The organism is uncultured Anaerotruncus sp. (assembly GCF_902490045.1).
Lineage (GTDB): Bacteria > Bacillota > Clostridia > Oscillospirales > Ruminococcaceae > Anaerotruncus.
In genome coordinates this window covers 1-15636 of record NZ_CABUCJ010000057.1, presented here as the reverse complement: position 1 = coordinate 15636, position 15636 = coordinate 1, and the positions used below count along the sequence as shown (strand labels likewise).

Sequence of the window (15636 nt, the reverse complement as noted above, 5' to 3'; positions counted from 1 at the left end):
CGGGGCGGGGTCCCGCTTCCGTGACTGCCCCGCGTGACGGGGCGCCCTTGGCGTAAGGGGGATTTACCCGGCGTTCGGATGGATGATGATCTTGATGACGTCCTTTTCGTGCAGCACCCGGTCGAGGCCGTCGAAATAATGATCAAGGTCGTATTCGCCGCTGATCAGGGCCTTGGCGTCGACCTTGCCCGAGGCGATGGCGTCCACCGCCCTCCCGAAATCGCCGACCTGGCTGAGGGAGGAATAGTAGGTGAGCTCCCGGTCCCAGAATTCGTTAAAGGGGAAGCGGAGCGTCGGACGCCCGCCGCGGTAGTAGCCGTAACCGAGAATCCGCCCGCCCATCTTCATGAGTTTGGGGGTGGAGTAGACGAGCTCCTCGGCGCCCGTGGCGTCGAAGAGGCAGTCGAACCCGAGCGGGTAGCGGGAAAGCAGTTCCTTCTCGTGCCGGGAGTAGTCGCCGCGGTCCATCAAAACGGTCTCGATCCCGAGCGCCCGGACCTTTTTCAGCTTTGTCGCGGACGACGCGCAGACCACGACGTGGTTCGCGCTGCTGTGCGCCGCCAGCATCGCGAGGATCATGCCCATCGGGCCGGCGCCCATGATGAGCACGTCGTCTCCGTAGTGGATGTTCATTTGATCCATGGAGTGCATGCAGCAGGCGACGGGCTCGGAAAGGCAGCCCTCGTTGAAGCTGACGTGGTCCGGGAGCCGGACCACCTTTCCCTCGGAGGCCTTCACATATTCCGCGAAGCCGCCGTTGGCCTTGTTCCCCAGATTCCGCTTGTCCGGGCAGTGGATGAAATCGCCCTTTTTGCAGTAGTGGCAGACACCGCAGGGGACGGTGTTGTCGGCGGTGACCCGGTCCCCCACCCGGAACGTCGTGACCGCGTCTCCGACCTCGTGGACGTAACCGGCGAATTCATGGCCCGGGATCAGCGGGTACCCGGAGCAGCCGCTCCCGCCGGGCAGATCGTGGTCCGCCTCGACGCCGTGGCAGATGCTGCAGCTCATCACCCTGATGACAACATCATGGCTCCCGCAGACCGGATTTGGCATCTCACGGATCGACGCGTTTTCCCTGAGCGGCTTCTCATAGTATAGCGCTTTCATAATTTCTCCTTCCCGCAGCGCGCTGCGGCAGTCAGGTTTCGTGGTATTTCTTCATGGCGTACCTGAAAATGATCGACTTCTCCTGCGTCACCTCTTCGAGGACGGAGGACATGCATTCGCGGCTGTTCCCGCTCATCTTCTTGCCGCCGCCGAAGGGAAGCTCCTGCGCGCGGAACCCGCCGGAACCGTTGACGGCGACCATGCCCGTTTTCAGGCTCGCGGCCACCTTCATGGCGTCCTGGAAGTCGTTTGTGATGACGCCCGAGCTGAGGCCGTAGTCGGAGGCTTCCGCGATCTCGATCGCCTCGTCCAGCGTTTTGAAGGTGAAGATGGGGAAGACCGGTCCGAAGATCTCCATGTTTTTGCAGATGTCCATATCCCTCGTGCAGTTGTCGAGCACCGTGGGCATGTAGTACGCGCCCCTCCTGACGCCGCCGTACACCAGCTTGGCGCCCTGGTCGATGGTGTGCCGCACCTGCTCTTCGACCTCCCTGGCGGCGCCCTCGCTGATCAGCACGCCGAAGTCGGTGCGAAGGTCCATCAGGTCGCCCTCCTTCACCGTTTTCAGGCGCTCCTCGATCAGCCGGCTGACAAATTCGTCCTTGACCGACTCGTGGACGATGAACCTCTTGGCGCCCGAGCAGCACTGGCCCGCGTTCCTCGTCTTGTCGCCCGCCTCGTTGACGGCCAGGTCCATATCGCAGTCCGCGCAGATGATCAGGGGATCGTTGCCGCCGAGCTCGAATTTATAGGCGGTGAGGTTTTCGGCGGCATGCCGGGCGATCTCCCTGCCCGCCTCCACGCCGCCCGTAAGGTTGAGCTGGGCGATGCCGGGGTTGTCGGAAATCCAGTTGCCGACGGTGGAGCCGCGGCCGGTGACGCACTGTACGGCGCCCGGCGTGACGCCCGCCTCAACCAAAAGCCCCATGAGCTTTAAGACGGTGAGCGGGTTGGAGGTCGCGGGCTTTACGACGATGGCGTTGCCCGCCATCAGCGCCGGGCCCGCCTTGAACGCCCACAGGGCGGCCGGGAAATTGAAGGGGACGATGCAGGCGATGACGCCGAGCGGCTCGTGCACCGTCACCTGCAGGTCGTCGTCGTAGCCGCCCTCGATGCCCATGGGCATCGTCTTCCCGTAATGGTGCTTGACGATCTCGATGGAGCTTTCAAACGTCATGTAGACGGAGTCGATCTCGCCGTAGGAGTCGAAGACCGGCTTGCCCGTTTCGAGCGTGAGGGTCCTGGCGAGCTCGTCCCGGTGCTCCGTGAGAAGCTCCAGGTACCTGCGCAGGATTTTCGCGCGCTCGCGGACGATGACCCGGTTCCACTGCTTCTGGGCCGCGACGGCGTCGGCGATGGCGCGGTCGACGTCCTCCCTGGCGGCGTTCGGGACCGTCTCAAGCAGCTTTCCGTCATAGGGGTTGGTGACGTCGATGGTCGCCCGGTTGGCGGCGTCCACCCAGTTTCCGCTGATCAGCATTTTCATGGTTTCGCGCTCCTTTTCTCAATTAATATTATATTAATAATAAATATAAAATAAATAATTGTTTTCACAATTATAGCAGGACCAAGCTGGAAAATCAAGAGTTGAGAAATATTTTGTTTTGCTAAAATCAAGCGTAAAATCGGACATTTTTAGAATTATTCCAATTTCAAGGGAAAAGGGTTTTGAAAAAATTAAATTCTCGGCATATTGACATTTGGTGTTTCTTTGGTATAGTTATAGCAGAAGATTATTGCATTTATTATTATACTTAAAATAAATAAAAAAGAAAGGGACGATACGATGGTCAACAAAGCAGCGGCGGTCATGGAGAACCGGAAAATCGAGATCATGGACACCCCCATGCCGGAGATGAAGCCCGGATATGTGAAGGTCAAGGTGGGCTATTGCGGCGTGTGCGGTTCCGACGTTCACTTCTATTCCTTTGGGGAGCCCGAATTCCCGGACGTCTATCCCTTTATCCTCGGGCACGAGTTCGCGGGCACGGTGGTGGAGGTGGCCGACGGCGTCAGGGACCTCAAGGTCGGGGACCGGGTCTGCGTGGAGCCGGGAACCTTCTGCGGCAAGTGCGAGTGGTGCAGAAAGGGCAAATACAACCTCTGCAGGGAGATGGAGTTCCTTTCAGCCCCGCGCACAAAGGGCGCGATGCGGGAATACATCACGCATCCCGCGGAGCTCTGCTTCAAGCTTCCGGACAACGTGTCGACGATGGAGGGCGCCCTGGTGGAACCGCTCGCGGTCGGCATGAACGCGGTCGTCCGTTCGGGCATCCACGTGGGGGATTCGGCGGTCGTGCTCGGGACCGGCTGCATCGGCCTTGTCACGATCATGTCCCTCAAGGCGGCCGGGGTCACGGACATCACCGCCGTAGACCTTTACGACATCCGGCTGGAAAAGGCCCTCGAGGTGGGCGCGACGCGCGTGATCAACACCACCGATAAGGACTCTGTCGCCGAAGTGCTCAAGTATTACGACGGCATCGGCCCCGACTATGTGTTCGAGACGGCGGGCAGCCGCTATACGGCGGAGGCCGCAATCTATATCTGCAAAAAGGGCGGCGTCATCATGCAGGTCGGCAACGTGGTCGGCGAGACGTCGCTCAACCTCCAGAAGATGTGCGACAAGGAGCTCACGCTCATGACCAACTTCCGCTACCGCAACATCTACCCCACCTGCGTCGAAGCGATCGCGGCCGGCCGGATCAACGTGAAGGACATCGTCTCCAGGGTCTATCCGCTCGACGACGCGATGGAGGCGTTCGAGGACTGCATCAGCAAGAGGCAGTCGATGGTCAAGGCGGTGCTCAGGATCAGCGAAGACTGACTGGGAGCCGCGAATCAGGGGAAGCCGGACGGCGTCCGGCCTCTCCGCTCAAATTGATTGTACAGGGGAGGCCGCCTCATGAATAAAGTCATCTGCGTCGGCAACGCGGTTGTCGACATCATCGTAAAGAACGGCCCGGACAGGACGCCCGACGGCATGACGCAGTTTTCCGAAAGCATCGACATGTACTTGGGCGGGGACGCGGTCAACGAGGCCGTCGGGCTGGCGGCCATGGGCAACGACGTAAAGCTCTACACGGCGATCGGCGACGACGCGCTGGGCAGCGCCTTCCTGAGCCTGATCAGGGGCTGCGGCATCCCGACGGACGGCGTCGTCCGGGACAAGGAGCACCGCACGACGGCGACCGTCGTCACCGTCGGGGCCGACGGCGAGCACGGGTGCATGACCCTCCGGGACGGCGCGGCGGGAAACATGCGCTACAGCACGGACGTGTTCGACATCGATTTTACGGGCGCCAGGCTGGTTTCCGTCGCGAGCCTCTTCTGGAGCAGGGGCCAGACCGACTCGGATTTGACGGCGCTGCTGTCCAGGGCGAAGGAAGCGGGGGCGCTGACGATGGCGGACATGGTCCTTGACCAGTCGCAGATGTCCCTGGAGGATATCGCGGGCGCGATGAAGCATCTGGATTACCTGGTGCCGAGCTACCACGAGGCGTCCTACTTCACGGGAAAGGATTCTCCCGAGGAGATCGCGGACGAATTTCACCGGCGGGGCGTCGGGACGGTCGTCCTGAAGATGGGAGCACAGGGCGTCTTCGCAAGCTCGGAGGGCAGGACGTACCGCGTCGGCACGATCGCGGACCGGGTGGTCGACACGCTGGGGGCCGGGGACAACTTTGTGGCCGGCTTCATCACGGGGATCGTGGACGGGAAAAGCATGGAGGAAGCGCTCTATTTCGGGTCCGCCGCGTCGGCGATCGCGATCAGCCAGTATGGCGCGAGCGGCGCGATCAAGAGCAAGCAGCAGGTCCAGGATTATCTGGACGCCCACAGAAAATAGAAGGAGATTATGGCTATGAAAATGATTATCAACGGTCAGAAGGCAGACGCTTCCGACGGCAGGACGCAAAACGTGGTCAACCCCGCGACGCTGCAGGTGATCGACACGGTCCCCTCCGCCACGGCGGAGGACATCAAAAGGGCGGTTGACGGCGCGGTTGCCGCGCAGGAGGCCTGGGCGGCGCTTCCGGTCAGGGAACGCTGCGCCATCCTCCGCAGGTTTGCCGACCTGGTGATGGAGAGAAGGCTCGAGCTGGGCGAGATCCTCGCCCGGGAAGCCGGCAAGCCGTACATGAAGGAAGCCGTGTGGGAGCTCGACTCCGTGGCGTATGTATACCGCGGCGCGTGCGACGTCGCGATGCACTACTACGGATCGACCATGCCGATCGGCACGGAGCCGGGATACGACGACGACCTCCAGATCACGATCCACGAGCCGCTCGGCACGCTCGCCTGCATCATCCCCTACAACTTCCCGCCCGCCATCTGGGCGTTCAAGACGGCCGCGGCGCTTGCCGCGGGCAACACGATCGTGGTCAAGGCGCCCTCCTATGACCCGATGACGCTTCTCGCGCTCCATGAGATGCTCCACGAGGCGGGCCTTCCCGCGGGCGTGGCGCAGTGCCTGACCGGCAGGGGCTCCGTCGTGGGGGACTGCCTCGTCGACGACCCGCGGATTGCGTGCGTCAACTTCACCGGGAGCACGGACGCCGGTCTCAGCATCGCGGCGACGGCGGCGAAGCACCTCACCGATTACAAGTTCGAGCTCGGCGGCAACGACCCCTTCATCGTGTTCGAGGACGCCGACATGGACCTTGTGGTCAAGGAGGCGGAGGACCAGGCGAGGAACAACCGCCAGTGCTGCACAGGCTCCAAGCGGTTCCTGATCCACAACTCCCTGAAGGAGGAGTTCATCCGGAGGCTCAGCGCCGAGCTGGATAAACTTGTGATCGGCGACCCGATGGACCCGAAGGTCAACATGGGCCCGATGATCTCGGAGAGGGCCGCCAGACAGGTGGAGGAGCAGGTCAACCTGACGGTCGCGCAGGGCGCCAGGATTGTGCGCGGCGGCAGGCGCAACGGTGCGTTCTACGAGCCCACCATCCTCGCCGACGTGTCGCCCGACACGGACATCGCGCGCGACATGGAGGTGTTCGGACCCGTGTGGCCGGTGATCGGCTTTGACACGGTCGACGAAGCGGTCGAGATCGCCAACAGCTCGCATTACGGGCTCGGCGGCGGGCTCTTCTCCCGGAACATCTACACCTGCATCCAGGTCGCCAAGAGGCTGAAAACCGGCCACATCGCCATCAACGGCTCGGGCAACTTCCGCGCGGCGGAGCTTCCGTTCGGCGGCGGCAAAAAGATGAGCGGCAACAGCCGCGAATCCCTCTCCCGGGTCATGGACGAGGTGACGCAGCTCAAGTCGATCGTGTTCCGGTACGCGTTCAACGAGAGGAAATGACCGGGGAAATCCCCGTACATGTTTGAGGCGGTAAAGAAGCAAAGCGGCTGGTCCGCGACTACGGAAGGCGCGTATACCAGATGCGGGCGGCGGACAGGTACCGGGCGTATGGCGCAAAAATGGTTTTATGAAATAACAGGAGGCTATCGATATGGGACTGGTTACGTTAACGGAAATCCTGAAGGAGAGCGTTGAGAAAAAGTACGCGGTGGGCGCGTTCGACACGCTGGACGACAATTTCACGGAGGCCATTGTCGCCGCAGCGGAGGAGGAGGGGCTCCCGGTCATCCTGATGGTTCCCAACTTCTTTGCCGACGACAGGGACGGGCGGCAGATGAGCTTTTACTTCAACCGGCTGCTCGACCGCTGCCAGAGGGCGACGGTTCCCGTCTGCCTGCATCTGGACCACGGCAACAGCTTCGCCTGCTGCGTCAGGGCCATCCACGGCGGATGCACGTCGATCATGTTTGACGGCTCGGCGCTCCCAATGGAGGAGAATATGGCCATCACGAAAGAACTCGTCAAAATCGCCCACAGCTGCGGCGTGAGCGTTGAAGCCGAAATCGGCCACGTGGGCAGCCCCGAGGGCGGAGAGTTGGAGGCCAGCGACGTGGACACCTCCAAGTACACCAGGCCGGAGGATGCGAAGCGGTTTGTCGAGGAGACGGGCGTGGACGCCCTCGCCGTCGCCGTCGGCACGGTGCACGGCCTCTTCAAGGGGACCCCAAAGATCGACACGCAGCGGCTGGACCAGATCCGGGAGCTCGTCAAAATCCCCCTCGTCCTGCATGGCGGTTCGGGACTTCCCGAATCGGAATTCCGCGCGGCGATCGAGCACGGCATCAACAAGATCAACTTCTTTACCGGCCTTTCCCTTGCGGCGTCCGGCGCGATCGATGCAAAGCTGAAGGAGTTCAACGGCAAAATCCATTATATCGAGCTGATCAACGCCGCGCATGAGGCGTGCAAAGCCGCCGTCAAAGAGCAGATGAGAATCTTCGGAACGCTTCCGCTGGATATCTGAAAACACGGCCTCCCGGTGAAGCCGGGGGAAAACGGCTGCCGCTTTGGAACTGGCACATGGAAAGAAACCGGGTGTGCCGTTCCGGGGCGGCAGTTCTGTCGGCCGGTCCGAAATGACAAACAACTCGAACGTGATTTGAAAGTGAGACGACATGTCGCTTTATTTCCTGATCGTCCTGTTCCTCGCATTTGCCGCCTCGGGACTTCAAAACTCGGTGCTGGGGTCCGCCTGGCCGATCGTCCACAGGGACTTTGGCGCCGCGCTTTCCCTCGCCGGCTATGTGAATATGGTCATCGCCGCCGGCCGGGTCGCCGCCAACGTCTACACCGACCGCCTGGTCGGAAGGTATGGGACGCATAAGGTCGCGTCCGTGGGCTTTGCCCTCATATGCCTGGGGCTCTTTGGATATGCGAACTGCGGGTCCTACGCGATGCTCTGCATCTGCAGCATCCCGCTCGGGCTGGGCGAGGGCGCTTTCCTCTGCTCGATCAATACCTTTTCGGCGCTGCACCTGCGGGCCAAATACGCGAACTGGCTCAACATGGTGTGGAGCCTGGGCGCCACGGCGGGCCCCTATATCATGAGCCTCTGCCTGCTGCGGGGCGCCGCGTGGAACACGGGCTACCTTGTCCTGGCGCTCATCCAGGCCGGCGTTCTCCTGCTGTTTTTGTCTTCCGGCGGCCGGTGGAAGGAGATCCCGTCCGTTGAAATCCGCGCCTCGGGAAAGAGGAAGCCCATGCGGGAGGCGGTCAGGCTGGAGGGCATGCCGGCGATGGTTGCGGCGCTCTTCTGTTACACGGCGATCGAAACCACGTCGGCGCTCTGGGCGAGCAGCTACATCACGATCAGGAAGGGGCTGCCGGACGACGTCGGGGCCCTGGGGACGACCTTCCTCTTCCTCGGGATGACGGTGGGAAGGTTCGCGAGCGGGTTCGTATCCGACAGGCTGGGCGACAAGCGGATGATCCACATCGGCCAGGCCCTCATTACAGCGGGCGCGCTCGCCCTGTTCCTGCTGCCGGGGAGGACCGCGGCGCTCGCGTCGATGGCGGTCCTCGGGTTTGGATGCGCGCCGGTCTTTCCCTGCTTCATCCACTATGTGCCGCAGGTCTTCGGGATCGGGGATACGGGCAGCGCGGTCAGCCTTCTGATGGGCAGCTCGCAGGTCGCCACGCTGCTGATGCCGGCCGCGTTCGGATGGATCGCCGACCTCGGCGGCATGGGGCTCTACCCGTTCTTCCAGATCTTTTTCGCGGCGGTCATGATGGCGGCGCTCGCCCGCCGAAAGAAGCGCGCGAAAGCCTGATAAAAAGCAGAGGCGGATGTCCCCCGGACATCCGCCTCTGCTTTTTATCTGTTTGGATTTTCCGTCACTTCTCGACCTTGAAGCTGTCCTTCAGCGTGACGATGCGGTTGAAGGTGCCCTCGTTTTTGCTGTCCTTGCAGAAATAGCCCATGCGCACGAACTGGAAGCGGTCGCCCGGCCGGGCGTCGGCGAGGGACGCCTCGAGCTTGCAGTGGTGCAGCTCGGTGAGGGATGCGGGATTCAGATAGTCGAGGTAGTTGGTGCCCTCGGGCACCGCGTTCACGTCCTCGAGGGTGAAGAGGTTCTCATAGAGCATCACGCGCGCGTCGCAGGCGTGCGCGGCGGAGACCCAGTGGATGGTGCCGCGCACCTTGCGGCCGTCGGCGGGCATGCCGTTGCCTGTCTCGAGGTCGGCGGTGCAGCGCAGCTCGGTGACGCTGCCGTCCGCGTCCTTGACGACCTCGTTGCACTTCACGATGTAGGCGCCCATCAGGCGGACCTCGCCGCCCGGCTTCAGCCGCTGGAACTTGGGCGGCGGCACCTCGGCGAAGTCGGTGCGCTCGATGTAGCACTCCCGCGTAAAGACGACCTCGCGGGTCCCGGCCTCCGGGTCGACGGGGTTGTTGGCGACCGCGAAGGTCTCCTCCTTCCCCTCGGGGTAGTTTTCGATGACGACCCTGATGGGGTCGAGCACCGCCATGCGGCGGGGAGCAGCGGCGTTGAGCTCCTCGCGGATGCAGTATTCGAGCAGCTTCTGATCGACGAGGCTGTTGGTCTTGGCGATGCCCGCGCGCTGCACGAATTCAAAGATCGCGCTCGGGGTGTAGCCCCGGCGGCGCAGGCCGCAGAGGGTGGGCATGCGCGGGTCGTCCCAGCCGTCGACGCGGCCGGTCTCGACCAGCTCGCGCAGGTAGCGCTTGCTCATGACCGTGCCCGTGATGTTGAGCCGCGCGAACTCCCGCTGCTTGGGCTTGGGGTCGAAGCCGATGTTGTCCACCACCCACTCGTAGAGGGGCCGGTGGTTTTCAAACTCGAGGGAACACATCGAATGGGTGATCCCTTCGATTGCGTCCTGTATAGGATGCGCAAAATCATACAATGGGTAGATGCACCACCTGTCCCCCTGCCGGTGATGATGGGCGCGCACGATGCGGTAGATCGCGGGGTCGCGCAGGTTGAGGTTGGGGGAGGACATGTCGATTTTGGCGCGCAGGGTGCGCGATCCGTCGGGGAACTCGCCCCGCTTCATCCGCTCGAAGAGGTCGAGGTTCTCCTCGACCGTGCGGTTCCGGTAGGGGCTTTCGCGGCCCGGCTGGGTGAGGGTGCCGCGGTATTCGCGCATCTCGTCGGCCGTCAGGTCGCAGACATAGGCCTTGCCGTCCCGGATGAGCTGGAGGGCGTACTCGTAGCACTGGTCAAAATAATCGGAGCCGTAGAAGATGCCGTCGGGGTTGGCGCCCAGCCAGCGCAGGTCCTCCTCGATCGACTCGACGAATTCGGTGTCCTCCTTGACGGGGTTGGTGTCATCGTAGCGGAGGTTGAAGAGGCCGTTATATTTCTTCGCGATGAAGTAGTTGATGAAGATCGCCTTGGCGGAGCCGATGTGCAGGTAGCCGTTGGGCTCGGGCGGGAAGCGGGTGTGGATCCGCGCCGAAAAGCCGTTTTTGAGATCCTCGTCAATGATCTCGGTCAAAAAGTTGGGAGCGATTTCCATAAGGCCACGTCCTTTTTCAGTTCAGATTTTCCGCCGCGCCGCGCAGCCGCCGGAGCACCCGCTCCCGGCCGAGCAGCCGCATGATCTCGTACATGTCAGGGGAGTTCTGCCGCCCGGTGACGGCCACGCGCAGCACCATGCTCACGTCCGCGACGCTGCCGCGGTAGGCTTCGGGGTTCTGCTTGTAGTCCTTCATATTGGCGGCGTATCCGAGCCGGTCGGCGAGCGCCTTGATCCTGTCGAACCAGACGCCGCTGTCGTCCGCCGGGTCGTAGATCGCCGCGTATTCTTCGAGGATGCGCTTTGCGTCGGCGGAGCGGACATTTTCGGGATAGGCGCCGTCGCAGGTGAAGAGCTCGTCGAAGAAGAAGCTCAGATATTCTTTGGCGCCGCTCCACACGGCGATGTCCTTGCGGGGCTTTTTGCCGCCGCGGCCGATCGAGAGGATCGCCTCGGTGTAGGCGGGATCGCGCTCGAGCAGCGCGCAGAAATCGGGGTCAAACTCACGCGCCCAGGCGGTGAGCATGTCCGCGACCTCGGCGGCGGACATGCGGGAGATGACGTTTTTGGAGACGTCGTTCAGCTTTTCGATGTCGAAGAGCGCGCCCGAAACGCCCATCTTTTTGGTATTGAAGGGGAATTTTTCGAGCGGGGCGTCGGGGTTCGCAAGCCTCCAGTCCTCAAAATTGGAGTTTAGGAGGGTCATGAGGTACTCCTTAACCGCCGCCACGCAGTAGCCCTGCCGCTGGTAGAAGTCGAGCGCGAGCTCGGGGTCCTTGCGCTTGGAGAGCTTGCGCTTGCTGCCGTTGTCCAGCTTCATGAGCTGGGCGGTGTGCACATACTTGGGCATTTTCCAGCCCATCGCGCCGAAGAGCTGGATGTGGATGGGCAGCGTCGCCAGCCACTCCTCCCCGCGCACGACGTGGGTCGTGCCCATCAAGTGGTCGTCGACGACGTGCGCGAAGTGGTAGGTGGGGATGCCGTCGCTCTTGAGGAGCACCACGTCCTGGTCGTTTTCGGGCAGCTCCATCGTCCCGCGCACGAGGTCGGTGAATTTGGTGCGCCGTCCGGGGTCGCCCTCGCTGCGGAAGCGCAGCACGAACGGCTCGCCCGCCGCGATGCGGGCTTTCACCTCGTCGAAGGGGGTGTCGCGGTGGACCGCCCACCCGCCGTAATAACCGAAATTCGCCTTTTCGGCGGCCTGCTTTTCACGGATGGCGGCAAGCTCCTCCTCGGTGCAGAAGCAGGGATACGCCTTCCCCTGGCGGACGAGCCGCTTGGCGTAGGCCCGGTAAATCCCCTCCCGCTGCCGCTGTCGGTAGGGGCCGTAGGCGCCGTTGTCGCCGTCGGCCGACGCGCCCTCGTCGAAGGGGAGCTCGTAGTCGGAAAAGACCCTGAGGATCGTTTCGACCGCGCCCGGCACCTCGCGCTTCTGGTCGGTATCCTCGATGCGCAGGTAGAAGACGCCGCCGCTCTGGTGGGCGAGGCGCTCGTCCGCGATCGCGCCGAAGAGGTTCCCAAGGTGCATGAACCCGGTGGGGCTGGGGGCCATGCGGGTGACCTTCGCCCCCTCGGGCAGGCTGCGGGGCGGGTAGGCCGTCTCGATTCTGGCGATGACCGCCTCCTCGTCGAGACCGGGGAAGAGCAGGTCGGCAAGTGCGTTGTAGTCCATCAAAAAAGCTCCTTTGCGGCTGTAATCACGCGGATAGTATACTACAATTTTCCACCGTTATCAATCTTCATCCGGATGATTGCGGCGGTAATTCATATAACTTTCGAGGATGATGGTGGCGGCCACCTCGTCGATGACCTCCTTGCGTTTTTTGCCGCGGGTGTTGGTGGCGTTGAGGTACCCCGTCGCGGAGACGGTGGTGCCGCGCTCGTCCCACAGGCGCACGGGGACGGTGACCAGCTTTGCGAGCTGGTCGGCGAAGTCGGCACAGAGCTGGGCGCGGGGGCCCTCCGAGCCGTCCATGTTGATGGGGTGCCCCACGATGACCATCTCCGCGCCGTATTCGCTGGCGGAGGCGGCGACCTTCTGGACCACGCTGCCGAAGTCCTTGTCGTGGATGACGCCGATGGGGGAGGCGAGGTATTCGGTGCGGTCGCAGCAGGCGAGCCCGGTGCGCGCGTCGCCGAAATCAACAGCCATGATCTTCATATCTTCACTCCTTTGGCGGCCTGGCCGCCGGTATCTGCGGTTTCCCGGGCGGCATAGGCCGCGCGGTCCTCCTCGGTGACGGGGACGCTGCGCCACCAGTCCTGCAGCGCAAAGGTCGAAGCGGCCTCCGGCAGGTGGGAGGAGTCGTTCAGGTAGACCGGATGCGGCCGGAAATCGTCCCCGAATTCGATCCGGCTGACGGCGGTGTTGTCGCACCAGCCGACCTCGCCGATCCGTTCGAGCGGCCAGCCCTGCGCGTGGCAGAGGTAGTTTCGGATGGCGCAGCCGTGGGAGGCGACGGCGACCGTCCCGCCCGCGTGCGCCCGCACGATGCGGCCGATGGCGCCCCGCATCCGTTCGTAGACGCTGCGCATGCTCTCGCCGCCCGGGGCCTCAAACGCCCACGGCTCGTTGTCCCAGCGGGCCTCCTCCACCGGAAAGCGCAGCGGCAGCTCCGCGAAGGGAACCCCCTCGAACGCGCCGCCGTTGATTTCCATGAGGTCGTCGTCGGTCACAATGGGCAGCCCGGCCGCGCGGTCGATCGCCCTTGCCGTCTCATACGCCCGCTTGAGCGGGGAGGAGTAGACGGCGTCGAGCGGGATCTCCGCGAACCGCCGGGCGAGATACTCGAGCTGGCGGTAGCCCTTTTCGCTCACGTCGCTGTTGCTGTGCCCCTGGAAGGTCCGCCGCCAGTTGCCCTCGGCCTCCGCGTGGCGGACCAGATATAAGGTAGTGGTCAAACGATTTCACCCGATTCCAATGAATTCCCCGCGCGGCCGCGGGCGCGGGCGGCAGGGCGCCCGCGAAACATACGCATCTATTATACTATAAATCCGCGGGAATCACAATGCCGGGCTTGCTTTTTCCCGCCTTAGAAGCTAAAATAAGAAAGCCGCTTGCGCGGCGGTCAGTTCGCAACATCCTGACCTTAAACAAATACTAGGGGCGTCCGCGAAAAACCGCGGGAAGGCTCCGGAAAAGAGGAAAAACATGACAAGGCAATCCCCAAAAATCCGGCGCATGGTCGTGGCGGCCATGATCGCCGCGGTCTACTGCGCCGTCAGCCTCCTGCTGCTGCCGCTCTCCTTCGGGGCGGTGCAGGTGCGCGTCTCGGAGGCGCTCACCCTGCTGCCCGTGCTGAGCCCCGACGCCATCGCCGGCGTGACGCTCGGCTGCGCGCTCACCAACGCCCTCGGTTCGTCGATGGGGCTGGTGGATGTGGCGGTGGGCACCTCCGCCACGCTCATCGCCGCGCTCATGAGCTGGGCGCTGCGGAAGACGCGCGTCTTCGGCCTCCCGGTGGCGTCGTCGCTGCCCCCCGTGCTCGTCAACGCCGTCTTCATCGGCGCGGAGATCACCATTCTCTCCCCGGAAGGGTGGAACACAGGCGTCTTTTTGGCAACCGCGCTGTCGGTCGGCGCCGGCCAATTGCTCTCCTGCTGCGTGCTCGGGCTGCTGCTCGTCTGGGCGCTCGAGCGCAAGGGGCTCGGGGAACAGCTGTTCGGAAATCCCGGAAGATAGAAAAAAGGCCTGCGGCTGTGCCGCAGGCCTTTTTCCGGGAAACGGTATTTAGTTTGTGAATTTATCCTACCATACGGCCGCCAAAAGGTCAATGGTAACATAATACTAGTTATTTTGGCTGTAAAATCGAATTATAAGACCAGAATCATTCGACGTGGATGACAGAGACGGGGCAGCTCTCCTGCGCGGAGACGGCGCCCTTCTCCGCTTCGTCCGGTACGGGATTCTGGTGCACGTCGGCCAGTCCGTCCTCCCCCATATGGAACACCTCGGGGCAGATTTCCACGCACATGCCGCAGGAGATGCAGCCGTCGCGGTCGATTTTGGCAATCATGGCAGGTCCTCCTTCCGTAAAGATATCCCTATTCTTGCCCGCGTCCGCCCGAATTATCCACAGGAGGAGTTTGGACGGGCCGCGCCCGCATAATATGGGAAAAAGGGAAGGAGGCGGTGCGGTGGTCGACCTGCACGTTCCCCTGCGGCGGGCGGTGCTCTTTACGGTGGGCGGCGCGCTCTATTATCTGGTGGAGGTGCTCTGGCGGGGACATTCCGACTGGACGATGGCAGCGCTGGGAGGCGTCTGCTTTTTGCTGATCGGGCGGATCAACGAGCGGTGCGAATGGTGCATGGCGCTGCTCTCCCAGATGGTGCTCGCCTCGCTCATCGTCACAACGGCGGAATTTTGCGCGGGAATGGTCCTGAACGTGTGGCTGGGACTGGGAATCTGGGACTACTCCGGGATGCCCTATAACCTCTGCGGACAGATATGCCTGCTCTATGCGAACCTGTGGTTCCTGCTCTCCCTGCCGGCCATCGTCCTCGACGACTGGCTGCGCCACTGGTGGTTCGGAGAACGCCGGCCCGCCTACAGGCTACTCTGACACGCCGGGCCTTCCGGCAGGCGGGACCCGCCGGTTCTCCTCCAGCTCCCGCTGGAGCGCGATCGTCTCGAGCGTCTCGCCGAGCTGCACAAAGATGGAGCCGAGCACGTCGAGCTCGGTGTTGTCGGGATAGTCCTGCGCGATCGAAACCGCGAGCGCGGTGATCGCGGTGACCAGTTCGTAGGAATTCATGCGGCCACCTCCCCGCGCATCCTATGAAAAATCCCCCGGAAATGACACAGTGGAGGAAGAGCTTACTCTTCCTCCACAATGTTTTGGAGACATTCGATCAGGTCGTTCAGGGTGTAGAGTTTGACGTCGCGGCGCAGGATCTCGTCTTTCAGCTCGATGGGGAGCGACTCGAACCGGTAGCGCAGCTTTGGATCGACATAGGACATGGTCCATCACCTCAGTTGAAGTATGGACCGCCTGCGGCGGGCTTAATCACCCGGAGGCTCTTTTGATTTTCCGCCCAGCGGGCGGAGGGCTTGCCGGTAGTCGACCGGCGGCGGTTCTTAGGCTTACCGCTCAGTGAGCGGTGGAGTTTGTCGGTAGTCGACCGACAGCGAGTTCCTTTCTTGTTCGCCCAAGAAAGGAACCAAAGAAGG

At 62.7% G+C, this 15636-nt stretch carries 16 protein-coding genes; 7 read left to right on the top strand and 9 right to left on the bottom strand.

Features of this window, described 5'->3' with window-relative positions:
- Nucleotides 1-63: 63 nt before the first annotated feature.
- Nucleotides 64-1110 (bottom strand): alcohol dehydrogenase catalytic domain-containing protein, encoded by a 1047-nt coding sequence (locus tag RDM88_RS07655; protein WP_308754272.1) that lies wholly within the window; start codon nt 1108-1110, stop codon nt 64-66.
- 31 nt (nt 1111-1141) lie between these two features.
- A complete protein-coding gene (locus RDM88_RS07650; protein ID WP_308754271.1) occupies nt 1142-2596 on the bottom strand; it encodes an aldehyde dehydrogenase family protein in 1455 nt (484 codons plus the stop codon).
- A 300-nt stretch (nt 2597-2896) separates the two neighbouring features.
- Here RDM88_RS07650 and RDM88_RS07645 point away from each other — a divergent pair, with 300 nt between their 5' ends.
- The 5 genes from RDM88_RS07645 (at nt 2897) to RDM88_RS07625 (ending at nt 8751) form a co-directional block, all read left to right on the top strand.
- Nucleotides 2897-3937, top strand: a complete 1041-nt coding sequence (locus RDM88_RS07645; protein WP_308754270.1) for an NAD(P)-dependent alcohol dehydrogenase — start codon at nt 2897-2899, stop codon at nt 3935-3937.
- 78 nt (nt 3938-4015) lie between these two features.
- Nucleotides 4016-4957, top strand: coding sequence for a carbohydrate kinase family protein (locus RDM88_RS07640; protein ID WP_308754269.1), 942 nt, complete (start codon nt 4016-4018; stop codon nt 4955-4957).
- Nucleotides 4958-4972: 15 nt separating this feature from the next.
- Nucleotides 4973-6421 (top strand): aldehyde dehydrogenase family protein, encoded by a 1449-nt coding sequence (locus RDM88_RS07635; protein ID WP_308754268.1) that lies wholly within the window; start codon nt 4973-4975, stop codon nt 6419-6421.
- Between the two features lie 151 nt (nt 6422-6572).
- Nucleotides 6573-7445: a class II fructose-bisphosphate aldolase gene (locus tag RDM88_RS07630; RefSeq protein WP_308754267.1), complete on the top strand. Its 873-nt coding sequence runs from the start codon at nt 6573-6575 to the stop codon at nt 7443-7445.
- A gap of 151 nt (nt 7446-7596) precedes the next feature.
- On the top strand, nt 7597-8751 hold the full coding sequence (locus tag RDM88_RS07625; RefSeq protein ID WP_308754266.1) for an MFS transporter: 1155 nt from the start codon (nt 7597-7599) through the stop codon (nt 8749-8751).
- A gap of 64 nt (nt 8752-8815) precedes the next feature.
- Here the strand turns inward: RDM88_RS07625 and RDM88_RS07620 are convergent, their stop codons facing one another.
- Genes RDM88_RS07620 through RDM88_RS07605 form a run of 4 tightly spaced genes read right to left on the bottom strand, consistent with a single transcriptional unit; the run spans nt 8816 to nt 13366 of the window.
- On the bottom strand, nt 8816-10465 hold the full coding sequence (locus tag RDM88_RS07620; RefSeq protein WP_308754265.1) for a glutamine--tRNA ligase/YqeY domain fusion protein: 1650 nt from the start codon (nt 10463-10465) through the stop codon (nt 8816-8818).
- Between the two features lie 16 nt (nt 10466-10481).
- The gene (gene gltX / locus RDM88_RS07615; protein WP_308754264.1) at nt 10482-12137 is read right to left on the bottom strand and encodes a glutamate--tRNA ligase; all 1656 of its coding nucleotides are present in this window, start codon (nt 12135-12137) and stop codon (nt 10482-10484) included.
- Nucleotides 12138-12197: 60 nt separating this feature from the next.
- Nucleotides 12198-12626: a Holliday junction resolvase RuvX gene (gene ruvX / locus RDM88_RS07610; RefSeq protein ID WP_308754263.1), complete on the bottom strand. Its 429-nt coding sequence runs from the start codon at nt 12624-12626 to the stop codon at nt 12198-12200.
- Nucleotides 12623-13366, bottom strand: a complete 744-nt coding sequence (locus RDM88_RS07605; protein WP_308754262.1) for a histidine phosphatase family protein — start codon at nt 13364-13366, stop codon at nt 12623-12625. Before RDM88_RS07605 ends, ruvX begins: the two co-directional genes overlap by 4 nt.
- Nucleotides 13367-13616: 250 nt before the next feature.
- Between RDM88_RS07605 and RDM88_RS07600 the strand changes: the two genes are divergently transcribed.
- Nucleotides 13617-14147, top strand: coding sequence for a QueT transporter family protein (locus RDM88_RS07600; RefSeq protein ID WP_308754261.1), 531 nt, complete (start codon nt 13617-13619; stop codon nt 14145-14147).
- A 145-nt stretch (nt 14148-14292) separates the two neighbouring features.
- Here RDM88_RS07600 and RDM88_RS07595 read toward each other — a convergent pair whose 3' ends face one another.
- Nucleotides 14293-14481 carry a ferredoxin gene (locus tag RDM88_RS07595; RefSeq protein ID WP_308754260.1) on the bottom strand — a complete coding sequence of 63 codons (189 nt, stop codon included), beginning with the start codon at nt 14479-14481 and terminating at the stop codon, nt 14293-14295.
- Between the two features lie 121 nt (nt 14482-14602).
- Between RDM88_RS07595 and RDM88_RS07590 the strand changes: the two genes are divergently transcribed.
- Nucleotides 14603-15028: a hypothetical protein gene (locus tag RDM88_RS07590; RefSeq protein WP_308754259.1), complete on the top strand. Its 426-nt coding sequence runs from the start codon at nt 14603-14605 to the stop codon at nt 15026-15028.
- Here the strand turns inward: RDM88_RS07590 and RDM88_RS07585 are convergent.
- Both RDM88_RS07585 and RDM88_RS07580 read right to left on the bottom strand, forming a co-directional pair.
- A complete protein-coding gene (locus RDM88_RS07585; RefSeq protein ID WP_121587328.1) occupies nt 15020-15220 on the bottom strand; it encodes a DUF6774 domain-containing protein in 201 nt (66 codons plus the stop codon). The two genes, RDM88_RS07590 and RDM88_RS07585, sit on opposite strands and share 9 nt — an antisense overlap.
- Before the next feature lie 62 nt (nt 15221-15282).
- Nucleotides 15283-15426: a hypothetical protein gene (locus RDM88_RS07580; protein WP_308754258.1), complete on the bottom strand. Its 144-nt coding sequence runs from the start codon at nt 15424-15426 to the stop codon at nt 15283-15285.
- Nucleotides 15427-15636 lie beyond the last annotated feature (210 nt).

What these genes read in the sequence shown, in the direction of transcription:
- RDM88_RS07655 (WP_308754272.1), bottom strand. Translation starts at nt 1,110, where the DNA reads ATGAAAGCGCTATACTATGAGAAGCCGCTCAGGGAAAACGCGTCGATC.
- RDM88_RS07650 (WP_308754271.1), bottom strand. Translation starts at nt 2,596, where the DNA reads ATGAAAATGCTGATCAGCGGAAACTGGGTGGACGCCGCCAACCGGGCG.
- RDM88_RS07645 (WP_308754270.1), top strand. Translation starts at nt 2,897, where the DNA reads ATGGTCAACAAAGCAGCGGCGGTCATGGAGAACCGGAAAATCGAGATC.
- RDM88_RS07640 (WP_308754269.1), top strand. Translation starts at nt 4,016, where the DNA reads ATGAATAAAGTCATCTGCGTCGGCAACGCGGTTGTCGACATCATCGTA.
- RDM88_RS07635 (WP_308754268.1), top strand. Translation starts at nt 4,973, where the DNA reads ATGAAAATGATTATCAACGGTCAGAAGGCAGACGCTTCCGACGGCAGG.
- RDM88_RS07630 (WP_308754267.1), top strand. Translation starts at nt 6,573, where the DNA reads ATGGGACTGGTTACGTTAACGGAAATCCTGAAGGAGAGCGTTGAGAAA.
- RDM88_RS07625 (WP_308754266.1), top strand. Translation starts at nt 7,597, where the DNA reads ATGTCGCTTTATTTCCTGATCGTCCTGTTCCTCGCATTTGCCGCCTCG.
- RDM88_RS07620 (WP_308754265.1), bottom strand. Translation starts at nt 10,465, where the DNA reads ATGGAAATCGCTCCCAACTTTTTGACCGAGATCATTGACGAGGATCTC.
- gltX (WP_308754264.1), bottom strand. Translation starts at nt 12,137, where the DNA reads ATGGACTACAACGCACTTGCCGACCTGCTCTTCCCCGGTCTCGACGAG.
- ruvX (WP_308754263.1), bottom strand. Translation starts at nt 12,626, where the DNA reads ATGAAGATCATGGCTGTTGATTTCGGCGACGCGCGCACCGGGCTCGCC.
- RDM88_RS07600 (WP_308754261.1), top strand. Translation starts at nt 13,617, where the DNA reads ATGACAAGGCAATCCCCAAAAATCCGGCGCATGGTCGTGGCGGCCATG.
- RDM88_RS07595 (WP_308754260.1), bottom strand. Translation starts at nt 14,481, where the DNA reads ATGATTGCCAAAATCGACCGCGACGGCTGCATCTCCTGCGGCATGTGC.
- RDM88_RS07585 (WP_121587328.1), bottom strand. Translation starts at nt 15,220, where the DNA reads ATGAATTCCTACGAACTGGTCACCGCGATCACCGCGCTCGCGGTTTCG.
- RDM88_RS07580 (WP_308754258.1), bottom strand. Translation starts at nt 15,426, where the DNA reads ATGTCCTATGTCGATCCAAAGCTGCGCTACCGGTTCGAGTCGCTCCCC.